Source organism: Streptomyces sp. NPDC018947, from assembly GCF_044390505.1.
Lineage (GTDB): Bacteria > Actinomycetota > Actinomycetes > Streptomycetales > Streptomycetaceae > Streptomyces.
The window spans coordinates 860053-878147 of sequence record NZ_JBIRZD010000001.1; the positions used below are offsets into that span (position 1 = coordinate 860053).

The 18095-nt window shown below is 76.8% G+C and carries 10 protein-coding genes; 9 read left to right on the forward strand and 1 reads right to left on the reverse strand.

Annotated elements, in window-relative coordinates; translation table 11 throughout:
• The first annotated feature begins 52 nt into the window (after positions 1-52).
• The 6 genes from ACH499_RS03855 to ACH499_RS03880 all read left to right on the forward strand — a co-directional run bounded on the left by ACH499_RS03855 (position 53) and on the right by ACH499_RS03880 (position 10091).
• A complete protein-coding gene (locus ACH499_RS03855) occupies positions 53-1099 on the forward strand; it encodes a glutamate ABC transporter substrate-binding protein (RefSeq protein ID WP_356196616.1) in 1047 nt (348 codons plus the stop codon).
• A gap of 58 nt (positions 1100-1157) precedes the next feature.
• Positions 1158-2492 (forward strand): hypothetical protein, encoded by a 1335-nt coding sequence (locus ACH499_RS03860; RefSeq protein ID WP_356196613.1) that lies wholly within the window; start codon positions 1158-1160, stop codon positions 2490-2492.
• A 61-nt stretch (positions 2493-2553) separates the two neighbouring features.
• Complete coding sequence (locus ACH499_RS03865) at positions 2554-5274, forward strand: tetratricopeptide repeat protein (protein WP_399013622.1); 2721 nt, start codon at positions 2554-2556, stop codon at positions 5272-5274.
• 3 nt (positions 5275-5277) lie between these two features.
• Entirely contained in the window at positions 5278-6777 is a 1500-nt protein-coding gene (locus ACH499_RS03870; RefSeq protein ID WP_399013625.1) for a PP2C family serine/threonine-protein phosphatase, read from the forward strand.
• A gap of 127 nt (positions 6778-6904) precedes the next feature.
• The gene (locus ACH499_RS03875; protein WP_356196606.1) at positions 6905-8251 is read left to right on the forward strand and encodes a VWA domain-containing protein; all 1347 of its coding nucleotides are present in this window, start codon (positions 6905-6907) and stop codon (positions 8249-8251) included.
• A gap of 55 nt (positions 8252-8306) precedes the next feature.
• A complete protein-coding gene (locus ACH499_RS03880; RefSeq protein ID WP_399013627.1) occupies positions 8307-10091 on the forward strand; it encodes an FHA domain-containing protein in 1785 nt (594 codons plus the stop codon).
• 16 nt (positions 10092-10107) lie between these two features.
• On the opposite strand, the gene ACH499_RS03885 is transcribed toward ACH499_RS03880, so the two are convergent.
• Positions 10108-11082 (reverse strand): methyltransferase domain-containing protein, encoded by a 975-nt coding sequence (locus tag ACH499_RS03885; protein ID WP_399013630.1) that lies wholly within the window; start codon positions 11080-11082, stop codon positions 10108-10110.
• Between the two features lie 85 nt (positions 11083-11167).
• On the opposite strand from ACH499_RS03885, the gene ACH499_RS03890 reads away from it, so the two are divergent.
• The 3 genes from ACH499_RS03890 to ACH499_RS03900 all read left to right on the forward strand — a co-directional run bounded on the left by ACH499_RS03890 (position 11168) and on the right by ACH499_RS03900 (position 17882).
• Positions 11168-11581 carry a globin gene (locus ACH499_RS03890; RefSeq protein WP_356196598.1) on the forward strand — a complete coding sequence of 138 codons (414 nt, stop codon included), beginning with the start codon at positions 11168-11170 and terminating at the stop codon, positions 11579-11581.
• Between the two features lie 147 nt (positions 11582-11728).
• Positions 11729-15007, forward strand: a complete 3279-nt coding sequence (locus ACH499_RS03895) for an FtsX-like permease family protein (RefSeq protein ID WP_399013632.1) — start codon at positions 11729-11731, stop codon at positions 15005-15007.
• Between the two features lie 145 nt (positions 15008-15152).
• A complete protein-coding gene (locus ACH499_RS03900) occupies positions 15153-17882 on the forward strand; it encodes an FtsX-like permease family protein (RefSeq protein ID WP_399013634.1) in 2730 nt (909 codons plus the stop codon).
• Positions 17883-18095: the final 213 nt, after the last annotated feature.

Below are 18095 nucleotides of genomic sequence, written 5' to 3' on the forward strand. Positions count from 1 at the left end.
CGCGGGCCCGGCGAGCGGGTGGGAAGGGGTACCCGTGGAAGGGGGCGTGAGGATGCGTGCGCGAGGGCTGCGGGCCCGCCTGAAGGGCTGGGGCGGGGTGGGCGCGATGGCACTGGCCTGTGCCCTCGCGGTGGTCTTCGCCCTGCTCCTGCCGATGGTCCGCTCGCACAGTGAGGGCGGTGGCGCGGTCACCGGCGGCCAGGGCGTCGCCCAGAGCCGCCAGGCCAGGGCCGCCGAGGAGTGCGCGGACCCGGAGAAGCAGACCCTGCCGCCGAGCGGTGCGGACGGCCCCACCATCGAGGCCATCAAGAAGCGTCAGGGCGCCAAGCGCAAGCTGATCGTCGGCGTCGACCAGAACAGCTACCACTGGGGCTACCGGGACCCGAACAGCGGCGGCGACGCCGCGCTGGAGGGCTTCGACATCGACCTGGTGCACCGCATCGCCCAGGACATCCTCGGCGACCCGGACGCCGTGCAGTTCAAGGCGATACCCACCGACCAGCGCATCCCGGCCATCAAGGACGGTCGGGTCGACATGGTCGTGCGCACCATGACCATCAACTGCGACCGCCTGGCCGACGTCGCCTTCTCCGCGCCCTACTTCAGGACCGGCCAGCAGGTCCTGGCGCCCAAGTCCCCGGAGATCACCGGGTACGACGGGTCGCTGGCCGGCAAGAGGATCTGCACGGCGGCGGGTTCGACGGCACTGAGCACGCTGCGGCAGGACCAGCTCGACGGCAGGCTCGCCGCCGACGCCGACCTGAGCACCACCGTGCCCAGCCAACTGGACTGCCTGGTGCGGCTCCAGCTCGGCGAGGTCGACGCGGTGGTCACCGACGGCGCGCTCGCCGCGAGCCAGGCCGCCCAGGACCCCACGGTCGAACTGAAGGGCGAGGCGTTCACCACCGAGTACTACGGCGTGGCGATGAAGAAGGACGCCGGTGATCTGGTACGCCGGGTCAACCAGGTCCTCGTGGAGTGGCGCGCGGACAAGGCCGGGGGCTGGCAGCACTCGTACGAGAAGTGGCTGTCCCCGACCATGGGCGGGAACCCGGCGAAGTCGGTCCCGCCCGAGCCGCGGTACCTGGGCGGGAGCTGAACGGCCGCCGCGCCGCAGGGAAGAGCACGCACGGATCCGCGACAGCGAAAGGTGATCGATGGGCGACACGGGACCCACCGGGCCGGTGATGGACCGGGACGAGGTGGACCGTGCGCTGGCCCGGCTCGGCGCGGAGCACGAGGCGATCGAGACCTCGCTCCTCGCCCTCCAGGACCACGCGGGCCGCAGACTCCTGGAGGGCGCCGAGCTGACGGGCGTGACCAGGGAGCGCTGGGCCGCCGCGGAGGCGTCGATCACCCTGCTGTGGGCCTACTTCGACGCGTACTCGGGCACGCTGCGCACCGCCCGGGAGATCCGCGCCCGGCGCCGCTGGTCCAGCCGCGAGGACCTGGCGGAGCTGACGGAGCTGTTGCGCGGCGAGGCGGTCACGGTCGCCGGGAGCGCCGCCGCCACCGCCAACGCGCCCACCGTGCACGGCGGCCCGGGCCGGCTCAGCGAGCGCTACTCGCTGGCGGCGCTGGTCGACCGGATGAACGAGCTCTACGCGTCCTCCCTCGACCTGGTGGTCGCCGCCGACGCGGTGTGGTCGGCGTTGCCCGCCCGCATCGATCTGCTGGCCGCCGAGCTCGGGCGCACCCGCCGGCTCGCGCACTCCGTGGGGGTGCGGCCCGGCGAGCACCCGGCCGGCGACGACCTGGAGCGGATCACACGCACGCTGACGAAGCTGCGCGAGCGGGTGGTGTCGGACCCGCTGGCCTTCTGGCTGCCCACCGAGGGCAGTTCGGCACCGGGCGGCGGCCGGCCGGACACCGCGGTGTACGACCGGGAGGCGCGCGCCCTGGAGGACGTGCGCCGTGAGATCGACGCGGTGCTGGCCGTCCGCCAGGACGCCGAGCAGCGGATCGTGCGGCTGCGGGACGTGCTCTCGCGCGCCGACCGCACGCTCGCCGAGGCCCGCACCGCCCGCGGCGAGGTGCTGGCGAAGATCGCCGCGACGGAGGTTCCGGTGGTCAGCGGGCCGCCGACCGCGCTGCAGGAGCAGCTCGCGGCGGCCGCCGAGTACCGCAGGCACGCCCAGTGGCACCGCCTGTCGCCGCTGCTGGAGTCGCTGGAGGAGAAGGCGGAGGAGGAACTGCTGCGCGCACGCGAGTCGTTGTCGGCGGTCACCGCGCCGCTCGCGGTCCGCGCCGAGCTGCGCGGCCGGCTGGACGCCTACAAGGCGAAGGTCGCCCGGCTGGGCTTCGCGGAGGATCCGGAGCTGGTCGAGAAGTACGAGAAGGCGCGCCGCATGCTGTGGAGCGCGCCCTGCGACCTGCGGGTCGCCGAGCAGGCCGTGCTGCGCTACCAGCGGGCGGCGGCCGAACTGCTCGGCTCCGCCCCGCGCGTGCCCGGCCAGGGCGGCCCGGTGGACCGGACGGGGCCGGGCGCGTGAGCGGCATCGGCGTCGCGGGCAGCGGCGGCACGCACGGCGCGGGCAACGGGGAGGCGGCGGCATGAGCCAGGAGCGGCGGACCTGTCAGCGTCCGGGCTGCGGCGGGACCTACGAGGACGTGGGCGGCGGCGAGCTGTACTGCGACACCTGCGGGCTCGCACCGGTCGTCGCGGCCGACGGCATGGTGGGCTCGGCGCCGACCGGGACGACCGGCGGGCCCGGTTCACGGGGGTCGGCCGGCTCCCGCGGCTCGGCGGGCGGGGCCGGTTCGCGCTCCAGCGGCCGCAGCGCGCGGACGTCGTCGCAGTCGTCGAAGTCCCGGCGCTCGGTGTCGGGGCGGCTGTCCCGGTCCGTCTCGGGCCGGTCCACGGGCCGCTCGGTGTCGGTGCGCAGCTCCGGTTCGCCCGCCGGCTCCTCGGGGCGCGGGCGGCTCGGCGCGGGACTGGTCGAGGTCCCGCCGATCCCGCGGCCCGACCCGCGAGCGATGGTCCTGGACCGCCCGGAGGTGCCCGAGCGCAAGCGGTTCTGCTCCCGCTCGGACTGCGGGGCGCCGGTCGGGCGGGCCCGCGGGGACCGGCCGGGCCGCACGGAGGGCTTCTGCACCAAGTGCGGCCACCCGTACTCGTTCGTGCCCAAGCTGAAGGCCGGGGACGTGGTGCACGGCCAGTACGAGGTCGTGGGCTGCCTCGCGCACGGCGGGCTCGGCTGGGTCTACCTCGCCGTCGACAAGGCGGTCTCCGACCGCTGGGTGGTCCTCAAGGGCCTGCTGGACACCGGCGACCAGGACGCGATGGCGGCGGCGATCTCCGAGCGGCGCTTCCTCGCCGAGATCGAGCACGCCAACATCGTCCGCATCTACAACTTCGTCGAGCACCTCGACCAGCGCACCGGCTCCCTCGACGGCTACATCGTCATGGAGTACGTGGGCGGCAAGTCCCTCAAGGAGATCGCCAACGCCCGCCGCACGTCCGAGGGCCGGCGCGACCCGCTGCCGGTGGAGCAGGCGTGCGCGTACGGCATCGAGGCGCTGGAGGCGCTCGGCCACCTGCACAGCCGCAATCTGCTCTACTGCGACTTCAAGGTCGACAACGCCATCCAGACCGAGGACGAGCTCAAGCTGATCGACATGGGCGCGGTGCGCCGCATGGACGACGACGAGTCGGCGATCTACGGCACGGTCGGCTACCAGGCGCCGGAAGTCGCCGACGTCGGCCCGTCGGTGGCCTCCGACCTCTACACGGTCGGCCGCACGCTCGCGGTGCTGACGTTCGACTTCCAGGGCTACACCACCGTCTACGCCGACTCCCTGCCGGACCCGGACACCATCGAGGTGTTCCGGCAGTACGAGTCGTTCTACCGGCTGCTGGTACGGGCCACCGATCCCGACCCGGACCGCAGGTTCGCCTCCGCGCAGGAGATGGCCGAGCAGCTCACGGGTGTGCTGCGCGAGGTCGTCTCGCTCCAGACGGGGCGTTCCCGGCCCGCGCTGTCCACGCTGTTCGGACCGGAACTGCGGGTCACGGACACGGAGTTGTTCCCCCGGCTGGACGGGGAGGTGTCGCGGCTCGGGGCCCGGCCGGTCCGTGGGCGAGGGAGCGGGGCCCGGCGGACTCCGCGGGGCGCGGCCGGCTCCGCACTCGTGGGCGGCACGGGGACCGGCCCCGCGCTGCCCGCAGGGGCGTCCGTGGCCGTCGGAGCGCCGGGCGGGACGGTGCCGGGCGCCCGGACCCACGGCGGGCCGGTCACGGGCGCCGTGCCGGCCGGGCCCGCGGGCGCGAGTGCCGGGCAGCCCGCCGCCGTGGGCGCCGTCGGTGGTGCCGGGGCGGGCGGGTCCGGCCTGGTGAAGGCCGTCGACGCCCCCGCCGCCGCCCTCGCGCTGCCGGTCCCCCGCGTCGACCCCGGCGACCCCAACGCGGGTTTCCTGGCGGGCCTGATGGCGTCCGCGCCGGGCGACCTGCTGACCGCCCTGGCCGCCGTGCAGGCGCCGTCGACCGAGACCCGGCTGCGGCAGGTCCGGGCCCTGCTGGAGCGGGGCGACGCGCCGGGCGCGCTGGAGAACCTGGTGGCGCTGGAGCGCGAACGGCCCGACGACTGGCGGGTGGTCTGGTACCGCGGTCTGGCCGCGCTGGTCACCGGCGACCACGAGAGCGCCGCGCTCGCCTTCGACGCCCTCTACGACGCCTTCCCGGGGGAGATCGCGCCCAAGCTGGCGCTCGGCCTGTGCGCGGAGGTGCTGGGCCAGCTCGACAACGCCGCCGAGTACTACCGGCTGGTGTGGTCGGCCGACCCCAGCCATGTGAGCGCCGCCTTCGGGCTGGCCCGGGTCCAGTTGGCCGGGGGCGACCGGTCCGGCGCCGTCCGGACGCTGGAGTCGGTGCCCGAGTCGTCCGTCCACTGCGCGGCCGCCCGCGTGGCGACCGTACGGGCACGGCTGCGCCGTCGCACCGCCGCGCCCGGCGACGTCGCCTTTCTGGACGATCTCACCGCGGCGGCACGGCAGGTGGAGGCCCTGGAGGCGTACGGTCTGGACCCGGCGCGACGCGAGCAGTTGTCGGTCGAGGTCCTCGGCTGTGCCCTGGACTGGGTACTCTCCGGGGGCCGGGGTTCCGTTCCCCCCGCCGCCGGGGGACGGACGCTGCTCGGCAGCGGTCTGGACGAACGCGGCCTGCGTTTCGGCCTGGAGCGTTCGTACCGCACGCTGGCACGGCTGGCGCGGGGCGGCGAAGAGAGGATCGACCTGGTGGAACGTGCCAATCGTTACCGCCCCCGGACGTGGGTGTAGTTGATGTCGCAGATGCCCCAGCAGGCCGCTGTGTCCAAGTGCCCGATCTGCGAGGAACCCCTCGAGTCGGGCGACCGCTTCTGCGGTGCCTGCGGATACGACCTGTCGGCCGTGCCCGCACGGCCGGAGGACAGTCCGACGATCGCGATGAACGGCACGGTGCCCGCCCCGTCGTCGTCGCCGGACGGTTCCGGCCGGGCCGCGCCCCCGTGTGCGCCCGCCGGCGCGCCGAACACGGACACGGGCGGCTCCCCGCCGCCTCCGCCGCCCCCACCCCCGCTCGCGCCGCCGCCCCCACCCCCGCTCGCGCCGCCGGCCGCACCGCCGTTCGCGTCACCGGCCGCGCCCGGGGCCGCCGCGCCGCCCCCGCCGCCCGCCGCGCACGCGGCTCCGGCGGGACCGGCCGTACCGGGACCGGCAGCACCGGGGACCGCCGGGTACGAGCCCGCCGCGCCCGAACCCGCCTCCTCCGGCGTGCGGTTCGACCGTCCGAGTGAGCCCGACGAGTACCCGCTCCAGGCGCCCGACCCCCGGCTCGCCCCCGTCCCGTCGCCGTCCCCGGAGCCCGCCGCCGCGCCGCCCGCCGCCGCGAAGGTGTGCGTGGCCTGCCGCGCGGGCCGGGTGGACGGCGACGGCTACTGCGAGAACTGCGGGCACGCCCAGCCCCGTGAACGCGACCGCATGGAGCAGGAGTCGGGCCCCGTCGCCGCCGTCAGCGACCGCGGTCTGCGCCACCACCGCAACGAGGACGCCTTCTGCGTCGGCCACACCGCCCTGCCCGACGGCTCGCCCGCGGCCGTGGCGATCGTGTGCGACGGCGTGTCCTCGGCGACCCGCCCCGACGACGCCTCACTCGCCGCGTCCCGGGCGGCCGGCGAGTCGCTGCTCGCCGTCCTGCCCCGCGGCACGCACCCGCAGCAGGCCATGCACGACGCGATCGTCGCCGCCTCGCACGCCGTCAACGCGCTGGCGGACGAGCCCGAGACGGCCCGCGGACAGGCCCCGCACCAGAACGCGCCCGCCTGCACCCTGGTCGGCGCCGTGGTGGCCTCGGGCCTGCTGGTGGTCGGCTGGGTCGGCGACAGCCGCGTCTACTGGGTGCCGGCGGACCGGAGCACCCCGCCGGCCCGGCTCACCGAGGACGACTCCTGGGCGGCGCAGATGGTCGCCGCGGGGCTGATGAGCGAGGCCGAGGCGTACGCCGACGAGCGCGCCCACGCGATCACCGGCTGGCTGGGCGCCGACGCGTACGAACTGGAGCCGCACACCGCGTCGTTCAAGCCGGACCGCCCCGGCGTCGTCGTGGTGTGCACGGACGGCCTGTGGAACTACGCCGAGTCGGCCGAGGAGATGGCCCGCGCCGTTCCGCTCGACGCCGCCGCGCACCCGCTGCACAGCGCCCGCGTCCTCGTCGGGCACGCCCTGGACGGCGGGGGCCACGACAACGTAACAGTGGCCGTCGTGCCGTTCCCGGCGCCGTCCGCGGGGGCAGGATCCGGCTGAGGCCGAACCGCCGGGCCCGCGCACGGCCGGGCGGGGACGGGGCCGGCCTCGCGGGCCGCAGGGGGCGGCCCGCGCCACCAGCCACCGCCCCACCGCGGTGGCGACCTTGAGGGGGATGCGATCCGGCATGGCCAATTTCTCGAAGTCGAACGTGCCGCAGTTCTCGGTGGACGTCTACCAGAACGAGTACCTGCCCGAGGGCGGCCGCGAGGTCGGCGCGATCGTGACGGTGACCGCGACGGGCGGCGGCACCGTCGGGAGCGCGGTGACCGCGCCCCACCTGTACTCGCCGGGCCAAGGTCCGTCCGCGGCCGTGGCGTTGATGGTCGACTGCTCCGGCTCGATGGACTACCCGCCGACCAAGATGCGCAACGCCCGGGACGCGACGGCCGCCGCGGTCGACACCCTGCGCGACGGGGTGCACTTCACGGTGATCGGCGGCACGCACGTGGCCACCGAGGTCTACCCGGGCGGCGGCCGGCTCGCGGTCGCCGACGCCGCCACCCGCGAGCAGGCGAAGCTGGCGCTGCGCAGGCTCGGCGCGGGCGGCGGCACGGCCATCGGCACCTGGCTGCGGCTGGCGGACCGGCTGCTGTCGTCGGCGGACGTCGCCATCCGGCACGGCATCCTGCTCACCGACGGCCGCAACGAGCACGAGTCGCCCGAGGACCTGAAGGCGGCGCTCGACGCCTGCGCCGGACGCTTCACCTGCGACGCCCGCGGCGTGGGCACCGACTGGGAAGTGAAAGAAGTCACAGCCATCGCCTCCGCCCTGCTCGGCAGCGCCGACATCGTCGCCGATCCGGCGGGTCTCGCCGCGGACTTCACGCGGATGATGGAGACGGCCATGGGCAAGGAGGTCGCCGACGTCTTCCTGCGCCTGTGGACGCCGGTCGGCACCACCGTGAAGTTCGTCAAGCAGGTCGCCCCCACGGTCGAGGACCTGACCGGCCGCCGCACCGAGGCGGGCCCGCGCGCCGGGGACTACCCCACCGGTTCCTGGGGCGACGAGTCCCGTGACTACCACGTCTGCGTGGAGGTTCCGGCCGCGGAGATCGGCCGGGAGATGCTGGCCGCCCGTGTCTCGCTGGTCGTCCCGGAGCCCGGGGGCGACGTCCGGAACCTCGGGGCCCAGGGTCTGGTGCGTGCCGTGTGGACGGACGACTTGGCCGCGTCCACGTCGATCAACCCCCAGGTCGCCCACTACACCGGCCAGGCCGAACTGGCACAAGTCATCCAGCAGGGACTGGATCTACGCAAAGCGGGAGACATCGATGGAGCAACGGCCAAACTGGGCCGTGCGGTTCAGCTCGCGGGGGCCTCCGGAAACGCGGATACCGCGAAACTGCTCGCCAAGGTGGTGGACGTGGTCGACGTGGCGGCAGGTACTGTGCGACTGAAGGCGAAGGTCGAGGAGGCCGACGAGATGACTCTCGAGACCCGGTCGACGAAGACTGTTCGTGTGAAGAAGTGAAGCAGTAACGCAGGACAACACAGCGACAAGCTCCGCAAGAGGGGGAAGCTCCGACATGCCGACCTGCCCGAACGGACACCAGTCGGGTTCCGACGACTGGTGCGAGGTCTGCGGTCACCGCATGGCCGGTGCCGTGCCGCCCCCTCCGCCGCCTCCGCCTCCGGGCGGCGGCTACGGCTTCCCGCCGCCCGCCGGTCCCGGTGGCCAGGGCGGCCCCGGTGGCCCGGGCGGCCCTGGCGGCACCGCCGGGGAACCGCAGCTCTGCCCGCAGTGCCGCACGCCCCGCGAGGGCGCCGCGCCGTTCTGCGAGGAGTGCCGGTGGAACTTCCTCACCAACACCGCCACCTCGTACACCCCCGCTGCCCCGCGCCCGCCGGCGCCCGGCCCGGGTCCCCGGTTCCCGCAGCCGCCGGGCGGACCGTCGTTCGGCGGCGGTGACGCGTACGACTACCAGGGCTCCCGCCCGTCCCAGATCAACCGGCCCGCCGAGCCGATCCCGCCGGGCCCGCCCTTCGGCGGCGACTCGTCGGGCCCCGGCGGCCAGGGCGGCCCCGGCTCGGGCGGTCCGGGCGGCCCGAACGGTCCTTCCGGCTTCCCGGGCCCCGCTGGTCCGGGTGGCCCCGGCGGCCCCAACGGCCCCGGCGGTCCGAACGGCCCCTCCGGCTTCCCCGGACCCGGTGGCCCCGGCGGCTCCGGCCCCGGTGGGCAGGGCGGTCCCAACGGTCCTTCCGGCTTCCCCGGACCCGGCGGCCCCGGCAGCCCGAACGGCCCCGGTAACCCCGGGGGCCAGAGCGGTCCTTCGGGCTTCCCGCGTCCCGGCGGTCCGGGTACTCCCGGCGGTCCCCAGGGCCCCGGTGGGCAGAGCGGCCCCAACGGCCCCTCCGGCTTCCCCGGTCCCGGCGGCCCCGGCGGCTCCGGCCCCGGTGGTCCTGGCGGTCCCAACGGCCAAGGCGGCTTCCCCGGACCCGGCGGCCCAGGCGGTCCCGGCGGTCCCGGTGGCTCCGGCGGTCCCGGTGGGCCGGGCGGCCCCGGCGGTCAGGGCGGTCCGGCCGGCCCGCCGCCCCCGCCCGGCTTCGGTGCCGACCCGTCGCGGCCGGTGCCTCCGCCCCCGGGCCCCGTCCCTCCCCCGTCCGGTCCCGGTGGCACCGGTGGCCCCAGCGGCCCGCCGCAGGCGTTCCAGCAGTCCGGGCCGCCGGCCCCGCCCGGCTTCCCGCAGGAGACCGGCCGGCAGCGGCAGGGCGGACCGTCCTTCGGCGGCGGTGACGACGACTGGGTGCTCTCCCCACCGACGTCCGGCTCCGCGGGCCCCGGCGGCCCGGGAGGCCCCGGCGGACCGGGCAACGGACCCGCGCAGGGCGGCGGCTACGGCTACCCCCAGCCCGGTGCCACCCAGGCCCCGCCCGGCCAGGGCTTCCCGCAGCAGCCCCGGCAGCCGGCGACCTGGACGGCGACCATCGGTCCGGACCGCGAGTACTTCATGGCGATGATGCAGCGCTCCGGCCCCGAGGCCGCGGGCCTGAACCTGCCCGCGTACTCGCCCGAGCAGCAGCGCACGCTCACCGGCAACCAGATCACGATCGGCCGCCGCCGCCACTCCACCGGCGACACCCCGGACATCGATCTGGCCGTGCCGCCGGAGGACCCGGGCGTCTCGCACCAGCACGCCGTGCTGGTGCAGCAGCCGGACGGAAACTGGGCCGTCGTCGACCAGAACTCGACGAACGGCACGACGGTCAACGGCGGCGAGGACCCGATCCAGCCCTTCGTGCCGGTGCCGCTCCAGGACGGCGACCGGGTGCACGTCGGCGCCTGGACGACCATCACCATCCGCCGGGGCTGACGCGGGGCGCGGGCCGTCAGGTGAAGGGCCAGGCGTAGGGGCCCTCCGGGTCGTCCAGCCAGGCCCAGGCCCGCTCTCCGCGGACCGTGATGCCGTAGCGCTCGCGCCGGGGGGCGCCCTCGCGCTCCCACAGGGCGTACGCCTCCTGCGGATCGAGGCTGCCCGGCGACAGGGCCAGCAGGAACCGGAACAGGTCGTCCTCGCGGGCCCGGCGCGGCACCCCGCCGAGGCCCGCCCGCTCCGGCTCGGTCCGTCCGGTGCCGCGCAGCGGCACGAAGAACGCCGGCGTGTGCAGGAACCGCCCCTCGGCGTGCCCGGCGTCGCGGATGGTGAGCAGGACCAGGCCGGTGGCGAGCGGCGTCAGGATCCGGCCGCCCGGCCGGCACTGGGCCACCCAGGCAGGGGGGATCGTCGGCAGCGTGCAGGTGGCGATGATCCGGTCGAAGGGCGCGCGCTCGGGCACCCCGCGCGCCCCGTCCCCGGTGACGACCGCCGGGTGGTACCCGGCGGCGGCCAGGTGCCGGCGGGCCGACTCGGTGATCTCGGGGTCCAGGTCGACGGTGGTGACCAGGTCGTCGTCGCCGAGCCGGTGGGCGAGCAGGGCCGCGTTGTAGCCGGTGCCGGCGCCGATCTCCAGGACCCGGCTGCCGTCCGTCACCCCCAGTTGCGCCAGCATCATCGCCATCAGCGAGGGCTGGCTGCTGGAGGAGAGCAGTTCGCCGTCGCGCAGCCGGGTGGCCAGCGGGGCGTCGGCGTAGGCGCCGAGCACCCAGCGCTCGCGCGCCGCGGGGTCGGGGTGCTCGCCCCAGCGGCGCTCGTAGCCGCCGCGGACGCCTACGTAGTAGTAGGGCACGAACAGGTGGCGCGGGACCGACGCGAACGCCTCCCGCCAGACCGGGTCGGACGCCCAGGCGCCGCTCAGCTCGATCTCGCGCACCAGCGCGGCCCGTGCCGAGGCGGCGAGGCGCTCCAGGTCCTGGTGACCGCCCATGACTCAACAGTAGGGCCCGGGGCCGCCGGCGGTGGGCCCCTCGGTGGTCCTAGGTCCCCGGGCCTATGTCCCGCCGTCTGAGACCATGGACGGCGTGAATGAGATTCGGCGCGGCACGCTTCAGGAGCAGACCTTCTACGAGCAGGTCGGCGGGGAGGAAACCTTCCGCCGGCTCGTCCACCGTTTCTACGAGGGGGTCGCCGGGGATCCGGTCCTGCGGCCGATGTACCCCGAGGAGGACCTCGGCCCGGCGGAGGAGCGTTTCGCGCTCTTCCTGATGCAGTACTGGGGCGGTCCGACGACGTACGGCGAGCGGCGGGGCCATCCCCGGCTGCGGATGCGGCACGCGCCCTTCGCCGTGGACCGGGCGGCGCACGACGCCTGGCTGAAGCACATGCGGGTCGCCGTGGAGGAGCTGGGGCTGTCCGAGGAGCACGAGCGGACGCTGTGGAACTACCTGACGTACGCGGCCGCCTCGATGATCAACACCGAGGGCTGACCACCCGCGGTGGACGAGCGGATTCCGGTCCGGTGTCACCGGAATCCGGTCACGATCGGGTCACTTCCGTTCCTCGGACGGTTTCCGGCGCCCCGTGCCCTCTGACAGCATCACCCGAAGGTCTGGACAACGGTGCCGGGGGGCCGGGTGACGGGGAGCGGGGGACTCGCGGGGTTCGTGCTGCTGCGCGCGCGGGCGCACCGCCTGCTTCTGGCCGCCGCCCTGCTCACCGTCCTGCTGACGACGGCGGTGCTGGCGACCCTGGCCGCCTACTCCGGAGCGGTCGGCGACGCCTCCCTGCGGCACGCCCTCGACGACCCCCGCAACGCCTCCGACACCGCGCTGGTCGTCAAGGCGGACGTGCCCGTCGAGGCCCGTGAGGACGCCGACGCCACCGTGCGCGAGGGCGCCCGGAAGACCTTCGCCGGGCTGCCGGTCACGGTCCGCACGCTGGTGCGCTCGGGGCCGTACGCCCTGCCGGGCACCCTGCGGCCGCGCGGCGAGCGCTCCGGCGACCCGGACCTGACGTTCCTGGCGGCGCCGGACCCGGCGCAGGTGCGGATCACCGAGGGCCGGATGCCGCGCGAGGGCGGCGGGGCGGCCGAGGTGGCGCTGCCGACGGCCGCCGCCGAGCGCCTCGGGGTCCGCCCCGGCGCCCGCTTCACCCTCACCGACCGGCTCGACGGCCCCGCCGTGCGGGTCGAGGTCACCGGCCTGTACCGGCCGACGGAGGCCGCGTCCCCCTACTGGGAGCTGGACGACCTCGGCGGGCGCGGAGTCAAGCGGGGCGGCTTCACGACGTACGGACCGCTGCTCGTCGCTCCCGGTGTGCTCACCGGCGGGAAGGTGAGCACCGGGCCGTCCGGGTGGCTGGCGACGGCCGACTTCTCCCCGGTGACGGCCGCGCGCACGGACGCGCTGCGCGAGGCGGCGCGGGACGGGACGGCGTGGCTGCGCGGACGCCCCGTCCTCAGCGGTACGACGGCCGCGGACACCGCCCTGCCCGAGGTGCTGGACCGGCTCGACCGCTCCCTGCTCGTCTCCCGGTCCACGCTGCTCGTCGTGGCGCTCCAGCTCGCCCTGCTCGCCGCCTGCGCGCTGCTGCTGGTGGCCCGGCTGCTCAGCGCCGAACGCGCGGGCGAGCTGCGGCTGCTGCGGGCGCGCGGCGCCTCCCGGGCCCGGCTCGGCGCGCTGGCCGCGCTGGAGGCGCTGCTGCTGGCCGTCCCGGCCGTGCTGTGCGCGCCGCTGCTCGCGGGTCCGCTGACCCGGCTGCTGGCCGGGCAGGGCGCGCTGGCCCGGATCGGACTGCGGCTGGAGGTGCCCGCCGCGGGCGGGGCGGGGGTGTGGCTGGTCGCCGGGGCCGCGGGCCTCGGGTGCGCGCTGGCGGTGACGCTGCCGGCGCTGGCCTCGTCCCTGGCCGCCGGGGGCCGGGCCCGGCCGCTGCCGGTGCCGTTGCGGGCGGGCGCGGACGTGGGCCTGCTGGTCGTGGCCGGGGTCGCCTACTGGCAGCTCTCCCGGCAGCCCTCGGGCGCGGTGACCGGCGAGGGCTCCGGCGCGCTCGGCATCGACCCGTTGCTGGTCGCGGCGCCCGCGCTGGCGCTGCTGGCCGGCACGGTGCTCACGCTGCGGCTGCTGCCCCCGGTGGCGCGGCTCGCCGAGCGACGGGCGGCCGGCGGGCGCGGCCTGGCGTCGGCGCTGGCGGGCTGGCAGCTCTCCCGCCGCCCGATGCGCGGAGCCGGCCCGGTGCTGCTGCTGGTGCTGGCGACGGCGCTGGGCATGCTGGCGATCGCGCAGGGCGCCTCCTGGGACCGCTCGCAGGACGACCAGGCGGACTTCCTCGCCGGGGCCCCGGTACGGGTGCTCGCGGCCGGCACCGCCGGTCCGGGCCGCACCGAGGCGTACGCCGCCGTGCCGGGCGTGCGGGAGGCGGCGCCCGCGGCCCGTACGACTCTGCCGCTGTCCGGCGACCGGACGGCCACGGTGCTGGCCCTGGACACCGCGCACGCCCGGGACACGATGCTGATGCGCCCGGATCTCTCCGCCCGGCCGGTCCGCTCCCTGCTGGCCCCGCTCGGCCCGGAGGGGGAGACGGCGGGCGCGAAGGTGCCGGACGGCACGGCACGGCTGGGGCTGACGGCGACCCTGCACAGCGCGGGCGACGGCACGGAGCCGGGCTCGGGCACCGACGTGACGGTCACCGTGCAGGACCGCTACGGCATCCCGTACCGGCTGCCCGCCGGCGCCCTGACCGCGGACGGCCGCGAGCACACCCTGGAACTCGCCGTCTCCGGCGGCCCGTTGACCGTGACCGGTCTGGAGCTGGTCTCGGCCCAGCCGATCGGCGCCCCGCTGCGGCACCGCTTCACCCTCCAGGCGCTGACGGCCACCGCGGCCGACGGCACCGTGCGGCCCGTCCCGCTGCCCGGCGCGTGGACGACCACGGCACACGGTGACGGGCAGGCGGCGTCGCCCGACGGCAGCACCGGCCCGACCACGCCCCGGCTGCGGGCGTCCGGGCCGCCGGGCGTCGAGTACGGCACCGGGTACGTCCCGGCGGACCTGTTCGGCGCGTCGGCACTGGTGACGGTGCGTATGGACGTCAGGCAGCCCGCGCCGCCGCAGATCACGGCGGTGGCGACCGACCGCTTCCTGGAATCCACGGGCGCCCGCGCGGGGCAGCGGCTGGACGTCGCGCTGGACGGCCGGACCGTCCCCGTGCTGATCACGCACGCGGTGGACGCCCTGCCGACCACCGCGGGGGCCCAGGACGCGGCGGGGGACGGCGGGGCCCTGCTGGTCGACGTGCGGTCGGTGAACCGGTTCCTCGAAGGCGAGTACGGCACGAGCCTGACGCCCACCGAGTGGTGGCTGCGGACGGCACCGGGGAAGGCGGCCGACGTCGCCGCCGCCCTGCGTGCCTTCCCGGACGTCGACCCGGCGCAGGTCGTGGTGCGGGACGAGCTGGCCCGGCAGTTGCGCGACGACCCGTTCGGCGCCGGTCCCGGGGCGGCGTTCACCGCGGCGGCCGGGGTGGCGGCGGCACTGGCGGCCGTCGGGTTCGCGGTGAGCGCGGCCGGGTCGCTGCGGGAGCGGGGCGCCGAGTTCGCGGTGCTGCGCGCCCTGGGGGCACCGCGCCGCGGACTGGCCCGGGCGGTCGCCGTCGAGCAGGGTGTCCTGGTGGCGCTGGCGCTGCTGGTGGGCACGGCGCTGGGGGCCGTCCTGGCCCGGGCGGTGATCCCGCTGATCGTGCTGACCCCGCAGGCCGCCCACCCGGTGCCGGACGTGCTCGTCGGCCTGCCCGCGGGCCGGGTCGCCGTACTGCTGGCCGCCGTGGCGGTCACTCCCCTGCTGGTCACGGCGGCCCTGGCCCTGCGCCGCGCCGACCCGGTGCGGGAGCTCAGGGAGCAGGGGGGCGGGGCCCGGTGACCGGGGGACGTGCGGCGACGGCCCGGACGACGCGCGGGGACCGGGGCCCGGCCGGCCCGGCGGCGGGCGCGTTCAGGACGCCCGTCGGGCTCCCCGTACGCGTGGTGCCCGTCGTGCCCGTCGTCGAAGAAGGAGGTGCGCGCAGGTGAACACCGTCCCCGCCCCGTGGGTGCGCACCCGGCTGCGGACCGCCCCCGGTGCCGCGTGCGCGCTGGCGCTGCTCGTGGCGCTGACCGCGTGTCTGGCCGCCGCCTTCCCGAGGGCGCTGGACCGCTACGAGGACTCGAGCCTGCGGCACGACCTGCGGCAGGCCGCTCCCGCCCGGACCGGCGTGCTGCTGACCATCGGGCAGCCCGACTTCGGCGTCGACCCGGGGCAGTGGCAGCAAGAGATGCGGCCGGGCCCGCTGCGCGAGCTCCACGACAAGGCGCTCGGCATCGTGGGCGGCCGCCTCCCCGTCGACCGGGCGCAGTCGGCGTACGGGGTGCGCACCACCGAGAGCATCGAGGTCCCGGACCCCTGGCTGCCCCGGCCCACCGGGATGGCCCCGCGGGTGTACCTCGCCGCCCAGCACGATCTCGGCGACCACTCCCGGCTGCGCACCGGCCGGCTGCCGCGCACGTCGGACACCCCGGTCACCGCGTCCACCGGCCGGGTGGAGGCGGTCGTCACCGCGGAGACCGCCGACACCCTGCGCATCGAGACGGGCTCGGTCCTGCACGTGCCGCGCGTGGGACGCGGCCCGCTCGCCGTCCACGTCACCGGCATCCTCGCCCCGCGCGACCCCGACGGCGCCTACTGGGCCACCCAGCCGGTGCTGCGCACCCCGTCGCTGATGAAGGTGCCGGGGCCGCCCGGCGGGGACGTCGACAAGTACTGGCTCGGCGCCCTGTTGCTCGCCCCCGACGCCGGGCCCGTGCTGCTGGGCACCGCCGGACACCCCGTGCGTTACTGGCAGTTCGCGTCGGACACCGGCGCGCCGCACGCCCACGACCTGGACCGGCTGGCCTCGGCCGTCGCCGCCCTGGAGTCCGGGCCGGGGCTGCGCGAGGTGCGGTCGGCCGTGGGCCCGGCCACGGACGTGAGCACCGACCTGGACGAGGTGTTCGCCTCCTTCGACCGGCTGCGGTCGGGCATCGGCCCGCTGGTCACGGTCGCCGCGGTCGGCACCGGCACGGTCGCCGGCGTGGTCCTGCTGATGGCGGGCGGTCTCGCCGCGGAGCGGCGCCGCGCGGAACTCGCCCTGCTGCGCGCCCGGGGCGCGTCCCTGCGGGGCCTCGCGGGACGGCTGCTGGCCGAGACCGCCGTGGTGGCGGTCCCCGCGGGCGCCCTCGGTCTCGCGGCCGCGCTGCTCGCCCTGCCCGGTGCCCGGCCCCTGCCCGCCGTCCTGGCCGGCGCCGCGGTCACCGCCGTCGGCTGTGCCGCGCTGCCCCTGCGGGCCGCCGTGGCGCACCGCGCCGTCCACGTCCACGGCGGCCGACGGGACGTGGCCTCCGCACGGCCGTCCCGGCGCCGCACGGTCGCCGAGCTCACCGCCGTGGTCCTGGCGGCCGGCGCGGTGGAGACGCTGCGCCGACGGGGTGCGACGGGCACCGCAGACGACCTGGTGTCCCTCGCGCCGGTGCTGGTCGGGGTGATCGCCGCGCTGATCCTGGTCCGCCTCCATCCGCTGCCGTTGCGCGCGCTGGCCCGTCCGGCCTCGCGGCTGCGCGGCGCGGTGGGACACCTGGCGCTGGCCCGGGCGGGCCGTACGTCCGCCTCCGCGGTGCTGCCCCTGCTCGCCCTGCTGACCGCGCTCACCACGGCGGCCTTCGGCGGCTCGGTACTGGCGGGCGTCGCCGACACCCGGGACCGGGCGGCCGTGCTCACCACCGGCGCCGACGCCCGCGTGGAGGGCGAAGGACCACTGCCGCGGGGCCTGTCCGAGAAGGTGCGCCGCGCCCCGGGCGTGGAGGCGCTGGCCGAGGTGAGCATCGCCTACCAGGCCAGGACCAGCAACGGCCGTCAGACGCTGCCCGTGGCCGGCGTCGACCCCGCCGCCTACGCGGAACTGGCCGCGCAAACGGGCCTCGGGGCCTTCGACGCGGGCGCGTTGAGGCAGCCGGACGGCGAGGAGGAGCCCCTGCGGGCGCTGGCGTCGCCGGCGGCCGCCGAGCGGTTCCGCACCGAGCCGTTCCGGGTCCGCATGGAGGACGGCACCGCCGTGATCCTGAAGGTCGCCGTGGTGCGCGACCTCACCCCGGCGGTCTCCGGCGAGGAGTTCCTGGTCGTGGACCGGGCCGGGCTGTCCCCCGAGGCCGCCCGGCCGACCGCGCTGCTGCTGACCGGCGACCGCATCGACGCGGGCGCGCTGCGCCGGGCGACCGGTGAGGCGGGGTCCGTGCACCTGCGGGGCGAGGAACGGGCCCGGTACGTGGACTCGCCGCTGCAGACCGGTGCCGAACGCGTCTACACCGCGGCCGTCGCGGCGGGCGCCGGGTACGCCGTACTGGCCCTGCTGCTGTCCCTGCTGCGCGCCGCCCCCGAACGCGCCGCACTGCTGGCCCGCCTGCGCACCATGGGCCTCACCCGGTCCCAGGGGCGGCGCCTGCTGGTGCTGGAGGCGCTTCCGCAGGCCGCCCTCGCGGCGGCGGGCGGCGCGCTGACCGGCTGGGCGGCCGTCCGCCTGCTCGCCCCCGGCATCGACGTGACGACGATCGCCCTGTCGTCGTCGGCGTCCCCGGGCAGCGCGGCCGGGCTGCGCACCGACCCGTGGTCGCTGGCGGTGCCGACGGCCTCGGTGCTGGTGGTCGCGGTGGGGGTCGCGGTGGCGCAGGCATGGTGGTCGGGCCGGCGCGGGTCGGTCAGGGAGCTGAGGGCGGGTGACTCGGGATGAGGCACCGGGAACTCCGCGGGCCCGGCAGGCCCGTCGGCCGGGCCCACGAGCGCCGCGCGCCCGGCGGGCCGTACGAGCCCCGCGAGCCGCACGAGTCCCGTGAGCGCCACGGGTGCAAGCGCGAACCCTGCGAGGCCCATGAGCGCCACGAGCACTGCGGGCCCCGGGAGTCCCGCGAAGCCCACGAGCACGACGTGCCCTGCCGGCCCCCGC

What these genes read in the sequence shown, in the direction of transcription:
- ACH499_RS03855 (WP_356196616.1), top strand. Translation starts at nt 53, where the DNA reads ATGCGTGCGCGAGGGCTGCGGGCCCGCCTGAAGGGCTGGGGCGGGGTG.
- ACH499_RS03860 (WP_356196613.1), top strand. Translation starts at nt 1,158, where the DNA reads ATGGGCGACACGGGACCCACCGGGCCGGTGATGGACCGGGACGAGGTG.
- ACH499_RS03865 (WP_399013622.1), top strand. Translation starts at nt 2,554, where the DNA reads ATGAGCCAGGAGCGGCGGACCTGTCAGCGTCCGGGCTGCGGCGGGACC.
- ACH499_RS03870 (WP_399013625.1), top strand. Translation starts at nt 5,278, where the DNA reads ATGTCGCAGATGCCCCAGCAGGCCGCTGTGTCCAAGTGCCCGATCTGC.
- ACH499_RS03875 (WP_356196606.1), top strand. Translation starts at nt 6,905, where the DNA reads ATGGCCAATTTCTCGAAGTCGAACGTGCCGCAGTTCTCGGTGGACGTC.
- ACH499_RS03880 (WP_399013627.1), top strand. Translation starts at nt 8,307, where the DNA reads ATGCCGACCTGCCCGAACGGACACCAGTCGGGTTCCGACGACTGGTGC.
- ACH499_RS03885 (WP_399013630.1), bottom strand. Translation starts at nt 11,082, where the DNA reads ATGGGCGGTCACCAGGACCTGGAGCGCCTCGCCGCCTCGGCACGGGCC.
- ACH499_RS03890 (WP_356196598.1), top strand. Translation starts at nt 11,168, where the DNA reads ATGGACGGCGTGAATGAGATTCGGCGCGGCACGCTTCAGGAGCAGACC.